The organism is Dickeya sp. MK7 (assembly GCF_000406305.1).
GTDB classification, from domain to species: Bacteria; Pseudomonadota; Gammaproteobacteria; order Enterobacterales; family Enterobacteriaceae; genus Dickeya; species Dickeya fangzhongdai.
The window spans coordinates 3345085-3359590 of the sequence record NZ_CM001984.1 but is presented as its reverse complement, the minus strand read 5'-3'; the positions used below and the strand labels follow the sequence as shown (position 1 = coordinate 3359590).

The window sequence follows — 14506 nt, the reverse complement described above, 5'->3', positions numbered from 1 at the left end:
GAAGCTGAATCATCCAGCGAATCAGAGCTATCCATCGCATCAGAACGACCCAACGAGTTAACGCCGGCGCATCAGGCGGATTCTCTGGAACTGCCGCTGGTAGCGGCTCAACCCGGTATCTGGATGGCCGATCAAATCGCCAGCCAGCCGAATGCCTTTGCCGTGGCGCATGCGCTGGAGCTGTGCGGCCCGGTCGATCCGGTTCGCCTGTCGGCGGCCATCCGTCAGGGGCTGGCGGAGGCGGATACGGTACAGGCTCGTTTTGGCCTGAACGATCTCGGCGAGCCGGTGCAGTGGCTGCCGTCCGCACCGGATGCCGCAGGCATCCGCGAACCGGAATCGCTGGATTTCAGCGATCCGGCGCAAGGCGAACAGGCGGCCTGGGCGCTGATGCGTGCGGATCTGGCAGCGCCGCTGCCGGCCGATGGCGGGCAACCGCTGTATCGTCAGGCGATAATGCGGGTGTCGGCGCAGCCGGAGCGGTGGTTCTGGTATCAGCGTTTTCATCACCTGATGCTGGACGGTTTCAGTTTTGACGCCCTGACCCGACGGATTGTGGAGATTTATAACGCCCTCAGCGCCGGTGAAACGCCGGCGAATTCGCCGTTTACGTCGTTTGCCGACGTGGTGACGGAATATCAGGCGTGGGAGCGTTCGCCCGCCTGCCGGCAGGCGGCGGCATTCTGGCGCGAGCATGCCAGCGATTTGCCGGCGCCGGTGTCGCTGGCGGCGGACGTTTGCGCCCCGGCGCCGGCGGAAACCCGTACCCTGCATCAGCGGGTGACGTTGCCGGCGGCGCCCTTTGTCGCGCTGGCGGAGCAACAGTTCGGCGCTAAGGTGCAACCGGCCGAGATCGCTATGGCGGCGCTGGCGGTCTACCTCTACCGCATGAGCGGCGAGTCGCGCCTGTCCGTCGGTTTTCCGTTTATGCGGCGGATGGGGTCGGCGGCGCTGTGCGCCTGCGGGCCGGTGGTCAATGTGTTGCCGTTGCAACTGACGCTACAGCCGGATATGACGTTGATCGACGCCACTCAGACGCTGCTGGCGGAAATCAGGGCGGTGCGGCGTCATCAGCGTTACGAAGCGGAGCAGTTACGACGGGATCTCGGTCTGGTCGGCGGCAGCGAAGGGCTGTACGGGCCGGTGATGAACTTCAAGGTCTACAACGCCGGGTTGACGCTGGGAAACACGCCGGTAACGACGCACGTACTGGCGATGGGTCCGGTAGACGATTTGGAATTTACCCTCGGCGTGCAGGATGGCGAGCTGCAACTGGAACTGGTCGCCAACCCGGCGCGTTACGACGGCCCGTCGCTGCAGGGGCACGCGCAGCGTTTACAGCACCTGTTGGCGCAACTGGTGCAGCAGCCGGATCGGGCTATCGGCGCGCTGTCCCTGCTCAGCGACAGCGAATGGCGGCATATCGACGGATGGGGCAGCGGCCCGCATCTGACCATACCGGCGACGCTGCGTTCGGTGCTGGATTGTCTGCAACAGCAGGTGCAACAGCAGCCTGATGCGCTGGCCGTTGCCTGCGGCCGCGACCATCTCAGCTACCGCGAGCTGTCGGCGCGGGTGATGCAACTGGCGCGCAAGCTGAGGGCGCAAGGGATCGGCGCGGGGGATGTGGTGGCGATCGGCGTGCCGCGCTCGGTGTCGTCGGTCGTGGCGATTTTCGGGGTGCTGACCAGCGGCGCCGCCTACATGCCGCTGGATCTGGATTATCCGCGTGAACGTCTGGCGCTGATGTGCGACGACGCGCGTCCGGCTTTGTTGCTGACCCACAGCGCCGTGCGCGCGCAGATGCCGGAACTGCCGCAGGTGCTGTGTCTGGACGACGCCGCCTTGCGGGCCGAGTGCGCCCGGTTGCCCGCACACCTGGTGACGGACGCGGAGCGGTGCGAGCCGCTGTGCGGCGAACATCTGGCCTACATGATTTATACCTCCGGCTCCACCGGAAAGCCGAAAGGGGTGATGAGCACCCACGCCGGCTTGCTCAACCTGATGATGTCCCATTCGAGCTTCCTGTTCGGCCCGGCGATAGCGCGTTTCTCACAGCAGCACGGCCGCCGCCTGCGCGCCGGACACACCGCGTCATTCTCCTTTGACTCCTCGTGGGAACCGCTGTTTTGCATGATGATGGGCAGCGAACTGCACATTTTCGACGAGGAACTGCGTAAAGACGCCTGGGCGCTGGTACAGCATCTTAATCAGACGCCTATCGACCTGATGGACATCACGCCGTCGTTCTTCACCCAGATGATCGACAGCGGCCTGCTGGAGGCGGATAACCACCAGCCCGCATTCATCATGATCGGCGGCGAAGCGGCCACGCCGCGGCTGTGGCAACTGATGCGTCAGCATCCGCAGATGGAAATTCATAACTACTACGGGCCGTCGGAATACACCATCGATACCCTGGGCGCGCGGGTCACGGTGGCGGATCAGCCGGTTATCGGTCAGCCGGTCGCCAACACCCGGGTGTGGCTGCTGGACAACCAACTGCGCCCGGTGCCGGTAGGCGTGCCCGGTGAACTGTACATCGCCGGGCCGGGGCTGGCGCGCGGCTATCTGCGCCGTCCGGATCTCACCGCCACGCGCTTTGTCGCCTGTCCGTTTATACCGGGCGCGGTGATGTACCGCTCTGGCGATCTGATGCGCTGGCGTCATGACGGTCAGCTGGCGTTTATCGGCCGTGTTGACCACCAGATCAAGGTACGCGGCTTCCGCGTGGAGCTGGGTGAAGTGGAAAACGCGCTGGTGGCGCTGGCTGAGGTCAGCACCGCGGTAGTCATCGCTGAACCGCTTGGCGCGACGTACCGGCTGATTGGCTATTGCTCGGTGCCGGACGACGCCATCCGCGAACAACCGGATGTTGCCGCTCGCCTGTTGGCGCAACTGGCGGAGCAACTGCCGGATTACATGATCCCGGCGGTGCTGATGGTGATGGCGGAACTGCCGCTGACCGTCAACGGCAAGATTGACCGTCAGGCGTTGCCGAAGCCGCAGCAGGCCGCCGCGGTGGCCGGGCGCGAACCGGCCACCGAACAGGAACGACTGATTTGCCAGTCCATCGCCAGCCTGCTGAAACTGGACAGCGTTAGCGCGGAGGCGGATTTCTTCGCGCTGGGCGGCGACAGCATTTCCGCTATGGGATTGGGCACGCTGTTGCGTCGCGCCGGCTGGCAACTGCGGCCGAAGGTGATTTTTGCCGAACGCACGCCGGCGCGTATGGCGCAGGCGATGCAGCCGCTGGCGGCCGTTTCTGCGCCGGCGCGCACGGTACGGCATGGCGTGGTGGACGGCCTGCCGATTGTGCACAGCTTCGCCCGACTGGCGGGTATCGAGAGTCAGTTTGCCCACGGCGTGTTCCTGTCGGTGCCCGACGCGCTGCAACCGGCGCACCTGACACAGGCGCTGACGGCGCTGGCGCAGGCGCATCCGGCGTTGAGCGCGCTGACCCGCGACGGGCAACTGGTGATTGACGCGTCTTCGCCGGCGGCCGTGTCGGTACACAGCGAAACGCTGGCGGCGCAGGAGCCGGTTGACGCGGCGGCCGAACGGGCGTTTGAGACGGCGGTGGCGCGTCTCGACCCGGCGGCGGGCCGGATGATGCAGGCGGTACTGCTGCAACGCGGCGACCGCGCCTGCGGGCTGGTGCTGGTTGTCCACCACTTGGTGGTGGACGGCGTATCGTGGCGCGTACTGTTGCCGGAATTGCGTCAGGCGGCCGAGGCGGCGATGGTCGGTCAACCGGCCGTGCTGCCTGCCGAAGAGTGCTCGTTGGTCGACTGGTCCGCCAGCCTGAAAGGGCAGGCGACGGCGCGGCGCGCCGAATTGCCGTTCTGGCAATCCGCGCTGACGGCGTCGCTGCCGCGGTTGGGGCAGCGACGTCTCGATCCGTCGCGCGATCAGGAACAGAGCCGACAGCTGGCGCGCCGGGTACTGGACGCCGGGTTGACCCATGCGGTGCTGACGACCCTGCCGGAACGCTATCAGGCGCGGGTGGACGAGATCCTGCTGGGCGCGCTGATGCTGGCCTGCCATCGTCATTTCGGCGTGCAGCCGCTGCGGCTGGCGCTGGAATCCCACGGACGTATCGATACCACGGATGGTCTGGATCTCGGACGTACGGTTGGCTGGCTGACCGCCGAGTACCCGGTGTGTATTGACGCGCCGGCGGAGCAGGCCGCCACGCCCTGGGCTATCCTGCGGTCGGTGAAGGGCGCGCTGCGGGCGGTGCCGGATCGCGGCGTCGGTTATGGCGTGCTGCGTTATCTGGATGAGCAAAGCGCCGGGGAACTGGCGACGCTGGAAGACAACGCGCCGGAGATCCTGTTCAACTATCTGGGACGGTTTGAGGCGGGCGAAGGACCCTGGTCGCCGCGCCGCAGCGACCGCTATTTCCGCGATGCCTTTGCCGTGGCGCAGGCGCCGGAGATGCCGCTCAGCCATCCGCTGGACATCAATATTTTCGTCGATGAAGGTGAACAGCCGCAATTGGCCATCCACTGGGGATGGGCGCAAGGGGTGTTCGAGGCGGATGATATCGAGGCGCTGCATCAGGGCATGACGCAGGCGATCGATGAGTGGCGGGAACTGGCGGGCTATCCGCCGTTGTCGGATACGCTGGTGTCCGCCGAAGTGGCGCAGGCCAGCGTAAACGACGCGGCGCTGGAGCGTTTGCGTCAACACTACGGGCCGCTGGCGGCGGTGCTGCCGGTGCTGCCGTTGCAGCAAGGGCTGCTGTTTCACGCTCAACTGGCGGACGCCGCCGGCAGTTATAACTCGCTGACCCGATTGTCGCTGCGCGGCCCGCTGTCGGTCGCGCAATTGAGTCAGGCGCTGGAGGCGGTGGTGCGTCATCATCCGCAGCTGGCGGCGCGCTTCGATACCGAACAGGCGTCAGCGCCGTTGCAGGTGTTGCCGATACTGCGTGACGACCATTGTTACTGGCCGCTGGATCACCAGACTTTGCCCGCGATGCCGGCAGACGAGGAAGCCGATGCATTGCTGGCGCTGGAAAAAGCTGAACTGGCGCGCGATTTGTTCCACCAGCCTTCGTCAATGCTGCACGCCTTGCTGGTCAGCCACGCGGACGGGGAACGGCACACGCTGTTTCTTAACGCCCATCACCTGGTGGTGGATGGCTGGTCGACCCCGGTGTGTCTGCGCGATCTGTTCACCGCGCTGTATCAGGGCAGTAGCGCGTTGACGCCGCACGCGGTGCCGTATGCGGACATTATCCGCCAGTTGGCGGCCCGCGACGCACAGGCATCGCGTCAACGCTGGCGCTCCGTGCTGGCAGGGGCGCGCCCGACGCTGCTGTTTGGCGACGGTCCGCATCACGGCGACGTCCGCGAGCTGGAACTGCTACCGGAGCCGCAACTGGAACAGGGGCTGCTGTCGCTGTGCAAACAGCATGGCCTGACGCTCAACAGCGTGATGCAGGGCATCTGGGGGATGCTGCTCAGCGCCGGCAGCGGCGCGGACGATGTGCTGTTCGGCTCGCCGGTGTCCGGTCGGTTCGGTCAGATTGACGGCATCAACCAGCAGGTCGGGCTGTTCAGCAATACGCTGCCGGTACGGGTGCGGCTGGACGCGTCGCGGGCGCTGTTGCCGCAGCTGGCCGAACTACAGGCGCAGCAAATCCAGCTGATTGAGCACGACGATGTGGGGCTGGGGGAAATCCAGCAACTGGCCGGCACCGGTACGCTATTCGACACCCTGCTGGTGGTGGAGAACTACCCGGATGGCGATGAGCTGAGTCAGGCGGGGCAGGCGTTGCGCTGCGAGTCGGTCAACAATCGGGGTTACACCCACTATCCGCTGACGCTGCTGGTGCTGCCCGGCAAACGGCTGCGGTTGCTGATGGAATACCGCGACAGCGTGGCGCAGCCGCAGCGGCTGGCGCAGCGCCTGTTGCTGCTGCTGGAACAGCTGGTGGCCGCGCCGGAGCGCCCATTGTCGGCCTGGAACCTGCAACTGCCCGAGGAACAGGCGCTGCTGGCGGCGGTCAACCGCACCGAACAGCCGGTGCCGCCGGGCACATTACATCAGGCGCTGGCGGCGCAGGCGCAACGCACGCCGGATTGCATCGCGCTGGTGGATTGCCAGCATCAGCTGACTTACCGTCAGGTGCAACGGCAGACCCGCTTGCTGGCCGACAGGCTGATCGACGCCGGCGTGCGGCCCGGCGACATCGTGGCGGTGGCGCTGCCGCGCTCGGTGCGCCTCAGCCTGGCGCTGTACGCCATTCTGGAAACCGGCGCCGCCTGGTTGCCGCTGGATACCGGCTACCCGGATGAACGACTGGCGCTGATGGTGGAGGACGCGCGACCCCGGTTGATGATCACCGAAAGCAGCCTGCAGCCGCGCTTCGCCGAGCTGGCCGAGTTATTGCTGCTGGATACGCTGGCGGATGAACGCCAGTCGCCGCGTCACCCGTCGCCGCAGGTTGCGGAACAATCGTCGCTGGTCGCGGAACAACAGGCGGCTTACGTGATTTACACCTCCGGCTCCACCGGTCGCCCGAAAGGGGTGGTGGTCGGCCATCAGGCTATCGTCAACCGCTTGTGGTGGATGCAGCATCAGTACCCGTTGCAGGCGGATGACGTGGTGCTGCAGAAAACGCCGTGCAGTTTCGATGTCTCGGTATGGGAGTTCTTCTGGCCGCTGATGGTCGGCGCCCGGTTGGTGATGGCGCCGCCGGAGGCGCACCGCGACCCGGATGCGCTGGTGCAGTTGATCAACGACTATGCGGTGACCACCCTGCACTTCGTGCCTTCCATGCTGGCAGCCTGGGTGAGCGCGCTGGAGACGCGCCCGCGGGCGGAGATCGGCTGCGGCAGCCTGCGGCGGGTATTCTGCAGCGGCGAGGCGTTGTCGCGCGAACTGGCGCTGAATTATCAGTCGCTCATCGCGGCATCGCTGCATAACCTGTACGGCCCGACCGAAGCGGCGGTGGACGTCACCTGGCAACCGGCGTCCGGCGAGGCGCTGGAGCGCTGTCAGTTGCCGGGTATTCCTATCGGTCTGCCGGTGTGGAACACCCAACTGCGCATTCTGGACGGCGCGCTGCGACCGGTGCCGGTTGGCGTACCGGGCGATCTGTATCTGTGCGGCATTCAACTGGCGCAGGGATATCTGCGTCGGCCGGATCTGACCGCCAGCCGTTTTGTGGCGGACCCGTTCGCCACCGGCGAGCGGATGTACCGCACCGGCGACATCGCGCGCTGGCTGGAAGACGGCACGGTGGACTATCTCGGCCGCAGCGACGATCAGTTGAAAATCCGCGGGCAGCGCATCGAGCTGGGCGAAATCGAGCAGGTGCTGCTGGCGCAGCCTGATGTGGCGCAGGCGGTGGTCGGCGCGCGCGAGCTGGGCGGAAAACAGACCCGCCTGCACGGCGCTGATGCCCGGCAACTGGTGGCCTGGCTGGTGCCGCAGGCGGGGACAACGCTGGATATCGCCTCATTACAACAGGCGCTATCGCAGCAACTGCCCGCGCACATGGTGCCGGTGAGTTACGTGCTGATGACGTCATTCCCGCTCAGCGCCAACGGCAAGCTGGATCGCAAGGCGCTGCCGGCGCCTGCCGGGCAGCAGGCCGCCGGGCGCGCGCCGCAGACGGACGTCGAACGGACGATCGCCGCGTTGTTTATCGAATTGCTGGCGTGCGAGACGGTATCGGCACAGGACGATTTCTTCGCGCTGGGTGGTCATTCGTTGCTGGCGATGCGGCTGGCGGCCGAGATTCGCCGTCAGTTGCAGCGTTCGCTGACGGTCGGGCAGATCATGGCGGCGCGCAGCGTAGCCAGCATCGCCGCGCTGGTGGAGGGCGACACCGACAGCAGTCAGGACGGCAACGGCGAAACCCTGCCGCTGCGTTCCGGTCGCGGGCCGGCGTTGTTCTGTCTGCATCCGGCGTCGGGCTTTGCCTGGCAGTACGCGGGGCTACTGCGTTATCTGGACGGGGATTACCCGATCGTCGGGCTGCAATCGCCGCGGCCTGACGGGGTGATCGCCCGCTGCGCATCGGTGGACGCGATGTGTGAGCGCCATCTGGCGACCATCCGCCGCCTTCAGCCGCAGGGGCCGTATTTCCTGCTGGGCTATTCGCTGGGCGGTACGCTGGCGCATGGTATCGCGGCGCGATTGCAACAGGCGGGCGAAACGGTGTCGTTCCTCGGTCTGCTGGATACCTATCCGCCGGAAGGGCAGGACTGGGCCGCGCCGGACGAGGCCGATGCCCGCGAGGAAGTGGCGCGCGAACAGGCCGGTTTTATGGCCGACACGCAGTCTGAGGACGATCCGCAACTGCGGGCGGAGCGGGCGGCGATGTTCGGCAACATTGTCGCCAACTATCAGGATGCGGTGCGGCTGTTGTCATCGGCCCGGTCATCCCGTTACGCAGGCGACGCTACGTTGTTTGTGGCGACCCGCACTCTGCCGGCTGACATGGATGTTGATGCCACCTGGGCGCCGTATGTGAGCACGCTGACGCAGTATCCTCAGCTTTGCGAGCACGCGGACATCCTGTCGCCGGCGTCGCTGGAAAACCTGGGGCCGTTGCTGAATAGGCTGCTGCGCAGGTAATCGGGATATTGGCCGACAATAGTCGGCTATGGAGGCTGTAGACAACCATCTTAATCGTCAGCAATGGGTTTTTCTGGCGTAAAAAACTGTGCCGAGGTGTTCGTCTTCGCCGGGTGAGCCGCATGGACGCGGCGAAAGCCCGTGCCGCGTCTGGAACGCGTCACGGGCGGCCCGAACAGCGAAGGCGAACGCCGAGGGGACCGCGCCAGCGGTACAGTTTAGCCATCAGCCAGAGGTCAAGGAGAGGCGGCGTTGAGCCTCTCCTTGTCGTGCGTGCGATGATGTTGCAAAGGGATAACGGATGTCATCAAGCACGAAACCTCTCGCAACTCCAACATAAATCACCAATAACAAAACAACAGCGCTGTTTGTCAACAGCGTCAAGGCGCCGGGTGATGGCGGCCGCAGGGGACGATCAGCGGGGTGTGGGAGACTGGATCATCGATGATGACGCAGGCCATGCCGAACACCTCCTGCACCAGTTCGGCGGTGATGATATCGGCGGGCGTGCCCTGGGCCATCACGGCGCCGGCGCGCATCACGATCAGGTGGTCGGCGTAGCGGCAGGCCTGATTGAGGTCGTGCAGTACCGCCACCAGCGTGCGGTCATGTTGCTGATTTAGTTCACGGAACAGGTCCAGCAGGTCGATTTGATGGGCGATATCCAGCCAGGTAGTGGGCTCGTCCAGCAACAACAACGGCGTTTGCTGCGCCAGCACCATGGCGATCCAGACTCGCTGGCGCTGCCCGCCGGAGAGCTCGTCCACGCTGCGCTCCGCCAGTTCGCTAACGTTGGTGGCTGCCATCGCCTGTTCCACCGCCGTCTGGTCCGCGTCGCTCCACTGGCGCAGCAGCGTCTGGTGCGGGTAGCGTCCGCGCGCCACCAGATCCATCACCGTGATGTTGTCCGGCACGATGGCGTGCTGCGGCAATAGCCCCAGTTGCCGGGCCAGCGTTTTGGTGGGAATGCGGTGGATACTGGTGCCGTCCAGCAATACATCGCCCGCCATCGGTTTCAGCAGGCGGCACAGCGCGCGCAGCAGGGTGGATTTGCCGCAGGCGTTGGGGCCGATGATCACGCTGAATTTACCGGCCGGGATCGCCACGCTCAGATCCCGGGCGATGATTTTGTTGTCGTAGCCCAGCGTCAACTGCTCGGCGCGCAAAAGGTGTGTCATCAGAATCACTCTTTACAGACAAATTAACGTTGCTGATTACCGGCGTGATTCGCGGATCAGCAGCCAGATCAGATACAACCCGCCGATGCTGACCGTCACCGAACCCACCGGCAACTGTCGGCCGGTAAACAGATGCTGGGCGACGATATCGGCCGTCAGCAACAGCAGGCCGCCCACCAGCGCGGCGGCGCATAACGGCACCGTGCTGGCGCGGGTCAGACGGCGCGCAATCTGCGGCGCCGCCAGCGCGATAAAGGAAATCGGTCCGGCGCTGGCGGTCACCACCGCAATCAGCACGATGCCGCACAGCATCAGCCACAACCGGCTGGCCTCCGCGTTGACGCCCAACGCCCGGGCGCTGTCGTCGCCCATTTCCAACAGTTGCAGACGCCGGGCCAGCAGCAGCGTCGCCAGCAGCGTCAGCGGAATCAGCAGCAGCGCAGGCGCGGCTTTACTCCAGGTCATGCCGTTCAGTGAACCGGCGCCCCACAGCGCGGCGGTCATCACCGTTTCCAGCGCGCCGGTGATCATCAGCCAGGTGTTGAACGCCGACAGTATCGCGCTGACCGCGATGCCGACGATGATCAGCCGAAATCCGCTGATTCCCCGTCGCCATGCCAGCAAATAGACCGCCAGCGCCGTCGCCAGGCCGCCCAATACCGCGCCGCCGGCAATCTGGTAGTAGCTGCCGTGCAACAGGATGATGGTGACCAGCGCCCCGGTATGGGCGCCGGTGTTGAAACCGACGACGTCCGGGCTGCCCAGCGGGTTACGGGTCAGCGACTGAAAAATGGCGCCGCTGACGCCCAGCCCGGCGCCGAGCAGCAGCGCCATCACCGCGCGCGGGGCGCGCCACTGAGTCACGACGGTGACGGTGCTGGCCTCGCCGTGGCCGGCCAGCGCCTGCCATACGGTGGGCGCCGACAGCGGCAGGGTGCCGAGGCTGACGGCCAGCGTCAGCAGCGCCGCGCCGCCCAGCAGCAGCGACAGATTGATCCACAGCGCGCGCAGCGGCAGCCGGCCGCTAATCAAGCCGGCAGGCGCGCGCAGAAACAGGGTTCGGGTAGACATGGCGTGGCCTTCCTAGGACTTGCGCTGACGCACCAGCCAGATCAGGACCGGAGCGCCGATAAAGGCGGTGACGATGGACACCCGCAATTCGCCCGGCACCAGCAGACGGCCGACAATGTCGGCGCTCAGCAGCAGTATCGGCGCGAACAGCAGCGAATAGATCAGAATCCAGCGTTGATCCGGCCCGGCCCAGCCGCGTGCGATATGGGGGATCATCAGGCCGACGAACCCGATGGGGCCGGCCAGCGCGGTGGCGGAACCGCACAGCAGCATCACCGATAACATCGCGATCACGCGGATTAACGCTACGCGGGTGCCGAGCGCGGTGGCGAGATCTTCACCCATGCTGAGCGTATTCAGCGAGCGGGCGGCGAAAAAAGCCAGCGCACAGCCCAGCAGTATGGTGGGCGTCACCCAGGCGATATTGCCCAGCGATCGGATGTCCAGCGTTCCGGCTTCCCATAAGCGCAGCTGATCAAACGCCAGCGGATTGAGCAGCGACAGCGACGAGGTGAAACCGGACAGCACGGCGCTCAGCGCCACGCCCGCCAGCGTCAGACGTATCGGGTTGACCCGTCCGCCGCTCAGGGTGCCGATGATCCACACCATCAGGCTGGCCGCCAGTACGCCAAGCCAGGCGAAGCCGAGCCACGAGGCCATACCGGTGATGCCAAAGAAGCTGATGCCCAGCACGATGGCGAAGCTGGCGCCGGCGTTGACGCCGAGGATGCCGGGGTCGGCCAGCGGGTTGCGGGTCAGCGCCTGCATCACCGCGCCGGCCGCGCCCAGCGCCATTCCCACCAGAATGCCGGCCAGGGTGCGCGGCAGCCGCGCCTGCAAAATGATGGTGCTGTCCGGGCCTTGCAGGTTGCCGGTCAGACTGTGCCAGACCACTTCCGGCGCGATGGCGCGAGCGCCCAGCATCAGGCTGGCGAGACAGATCAATGCCAGCAGCAGCAGACAGGGAATCACACCGGCAATCCGCCGGCCAGTTAACGATGACAGCGCGCGCGGCAAGGTAGCTGGCGCGGTGGTCTGGGTGGAAAGGGGTGACCTCACTGATAAGAATCGCTTTATTAAAAAATGCATATGATTATTATTATCATTAATGTTGTGGCGTAGCTAGGATAGCATACGGGCTTCGGCAAAGACATTGACCTGAAGCCGGATTGGCGCCATTTACCGCACTGCCCGGGCCGCGAATGATAGCGGCGCGATTCTGATAGAAAGCATTTTGATTAAGAACAGGAATTCAACAAACGCTCATGGCTAAATCTTCTTTTTTTCTCGACTTCAGTTTGCTGAAGCAGAATGCGCATTTTCGCGCCATTTTTGTGGCTCGCATGTTGTCGGTGTTTGCGCTCGGCATGCTGACGGTGGGGGTGCCGGTACAGATTCAGGCGATGACCGGCTCTACGTTGCAGGTCGGGATGGCGGTGGCGCTGGACGGCATCGGCATGTTTATCGGGCTGATGCTGGGCGGGGTGCTGGCGGACCGCTTCGATCGCCGCAAACTGATCCTGTTTGCCCGCGGCACCTGCGGGCTGGGATTCGTGGCGCTGAGTCTGAATGCGTTTTCCGGCTCGCCGTCATTACTGGCGCTCTATGTGCTGGCCGCCTGGGACGGTTTCTTCGGCGCGCTGGGCATGACGGCGCTGATGGCGGTGATTCCGTTGCTGGTCGGGCGGGAAAATCTGCCAGCCGCCGGCGCGCTGACCATGCTGACGGTGCGGTTGGGTGCGATTCTGTCGCCGGCGCTGGGCGGGGTGATCATCGTCGCGGGCGGCGTGGGTTGGAACTTCGCCGTCGCCGCGGCCGGAACGCTGGCGACGCTGATCCCATTGGTGCGGCTGCCGTCGATGAAACCGGCGCCGGGCAAACCGGAGCATCCGCTGCAGGCGCTGGCCGGCGGGGTGCGCTTCGTTTGCTCCCATCCGGTGGTGGGCTGCGTGGTGCTGCTAGGCATGCTGGTGAGCGTGGTCGGGGCGATGCGGGTGCTGTTTCCGGCGCTGGCGGGCGATGCTTACCACGCCGGGCCGTCGGCGGTGGGATTGATGTATTCCGCGGTGCCGCTGGGCGCCATGATAGGCGCGTTCACCAGTGGCTGGGTATCGGGGACGCAACGACCGGGAAAGATTCTGCTGGGTTGCGCGACGGGCGCCTTTCTGGCGGTGGCGTCGCTGGGGCTGTTCAGCCATTTGCTGCCTGCGCTGCTGGCGCTGGTGTGCTACGGCTACTTTAACGCGATCACCTCATTGCTGCAGTTCACCCTAATCCAGAGCCATACGCCGGATCACCTGCTGGGGCGGGTCAATAGCCTGGGGACGGCGCAGGATGTCACCGGCGATTCGGTGGGCGCGCTGATTCTGGGGTTGATGGGCAAACTGCTGGCGCCGGCGACCAGTATTCTGGCTTTTGGCGCCGCCGCCGCATTGCTGGGCGGCGTGATCGCGCTGCTGGTGCGTCCGCTGCGTCAGTGCCGCTTTGGCGAACCGGCGGCGTCGCCGGATGAAGAAGAAACCGGCGACGCGGTACACGAGGGCTAGGCGGCGCATTGCAGCGCCGGCATACCCCAGTCCGTCAGCGGGATGCCGGCTGGCGGAAGTACTGTTCGATCTTGCTTAGCATGTTGCTGGCGCTGTAGTAATCGAGCCGGAAGGTGTCCGGTCCCATCGCCCAGATGCGGTGCTGTACGACCGGCTCCAGGTGGCTGAGGAACGGGTTGGCGATGACCCGATTAACGGTATCGTCGTCGTTGGCGAACAGCAGCAGCGATTGGCCGTTGAGGCTGCCCGCCATGTTCTCGCCGGAGATTTGCAGAATATCCTGTCGTTTACCCATCCGGGTTTCGGTAGGCAGGTTGTCCGGTAGCGACGCCAGCTGGAACCCCAGCTCCGACAGCAATTGTCCCTGCGCGGACGCGTGCGTCCACAAGTTGACCCCGCGGCCGTCTTCATAATACACCAGCGCCGACACCGGCTGAGGCGGCAGTTGAATCGTCTGCTTCACGGTCTGCACCCGTTGCTCGAAACGTTCAATCACCTGTCGGGCATCGGTTTCGTGACCGATGGCTTCGCCCAGATACCCGGCCAGTTGCTGCCAGCTTTTATCGCCGTAATCCACCACCAGCGTCGGCGCGATGGCGGAAAGCTGCTCATACAATTTCAGGGCGGAGTCGCCGCCGGTCGCCGCAATAATGATCATGTCCGGCGCGGCGGCGGCGATGGCTTCCGCATTGGGTTCGGTGATGTAGAGCGGTTTGACGCCGCGGGCTTTCGCCTCGGCGCTCCACTGGCGAAAGAACCCCTGATCGTCGGCCACGATGGTATTGGGGCTGGTGGCGCCGGAGCCGATCAGCGGCGCATTGATCGCCAGCAGCGTGCCGCTGATGGTTACGCTGGTAGACACGATGCGCTGAGGCGCGTGGTCGAGCGTCACGGGGCCTTTCAGCGTTGGTACCGTGCGGGGCCAGCCCGTTGACGTTGCCGCCGAGGCGCTGTGATCGGGCGAGGCGGCGTTATCGCAACCGGCGAGCAGCAGCATCGCCATCAATCCCCATATCCACATAATGGCACGGTTGTTTCTATTTCCGGATACACCTGTTCCGGATAGCACGCCTGCCGCGCGCCGGTCTGATTCCACCATACGATTACCTGTTA

General features: G+C 65.1%; 6 protein-coding genes. 2 read left to right on the top strand and 4 right to left on the bottom strand.

Annotation, left to right across the window (positions count from 1 at the left end):
* The first annotated feature begins 33 nt into the window (after window positions 1-33).
* Entirely contained in the window at window positions 34-8598 is an 8565-nt protein-coding gene (locus DXXMK7_RS14425) for a non-ribosomal peptide synthetase (RefSeq protein ID WP_038921060.1), read from the top strand.
* A 380-nt stretch (window positions 8599-8978) separates the two neighbouring features.
* On the opposite strand, the gene DXXMK7_RS14420 is transcribed toward DXXMK7_RS14425, so the two are convergent.
* The 3 genes from DXXMK7_RS14420 to fepD are packed head-to-tail and all read right to left on the bottom strand — an operon-like array spanning window position 8979 to window position 11936.
* Entirely contained in the window at window positions 8979-9776 is a 798-nt protein-coding gene (locus tag DXXMK7_RS14420) for an ABC transporter ATP-binding protein (protein WP_038919697.1), read from the bottom strand.
* Between the two features lie 36 nt (window positions 9777-9812).
* Window positions 9813-10847 carry an iron-enterobactin ABC transporter permease gene (gene fepG, locus DXXMK7_RS14415; protein WP_038919696.1) on the bottom strand — a complete coding sequence of 345 codons (1035 nt, stop codon included), beginning with the start codon at window positions 10845-10847 and terminating at the stop codon, window positions 9813-9815.
* Between the two features lie 12 nt (window positions 10848-10859).
* Window positions 10860-11936 (bottom strand): Fe(3+)-siderophore ABC transporter permease, encoded by a 1077-nt coding sequence (gene fepD, locus DXXMK7_RS14410; RefSeq protein ID WP_038919694.1) that lies wholly within the window; start codon window positions 11934-11936, stop codon window positions 10860-10862.
* A gap of 176 nt (window positions 11937-12112) precedes the next feature.
* On the opposite strand from fepD, the gene entS reads away from it, so the two are divergent.
* Window positions 12113-13393, top strand: coding sequence for an enterobactin transporter EntS (gene entS / locus DXXMK7_RS14405; RefSeq protein ID WP_038919693.1), 1281 nt, complete (start codon window positions 12113-12115; stop codon window positions 13391-13393).
* A 34-nt stretch (window positions 13394-13427) separates the two neighbouring features.
* On the opposite strand, the gene fepB is transcribed toward entS, so the two are convergent.
* A complete protein-coding gene (fepB, locus tag DXXMK7_RS14400; RefSeq protein ID WP_038919692.1) occupies window positions 13428-14492 on the bottom strand; it encodes a Fe2+-enterobactin ABC transporter substrate-binding protein in 1065 nt (354 codons plus the stop codon).
* Window positions 14493-14506 lie beyond the last annotated feature (14 nt).

Coding starts and splice junctions, on each gene's coding strand:
- DXXMK7_RS14420 (WP_038919697.1), bottom strand. CDS start 9,776: ATGACACACCTTTTGCGCGCCGAGCAGTTGACGCTGGGCTACGACAAC.
- fepG (WP_038919696.1), bottom strand. CDS start 10,847: ATGTCTACCCGAACCCTGTTTCTGCGCGCGCCTGCCGGCTTGATTAGC.
- fepD (WP_038919694.1), bottom strand. CDS start 11,936: ATGCATTTTTTAATAAAGCGATTCTTATCAGTGAGGTCACCCCTTTCC.
- entS (WP_038919693.1), top strand. CDS start 12,113: ATGGCTAAATCTTCTTTTTTTCTCGACTTCAGTTTGCTGAAGCAGAAT.
- fepB (WP_038919692.1), bottom strand. CDS start 14,492: ATGGTGGAATCAGACCGGCGCGCGGCAGGCGTGCTATCCGGAACAGGT.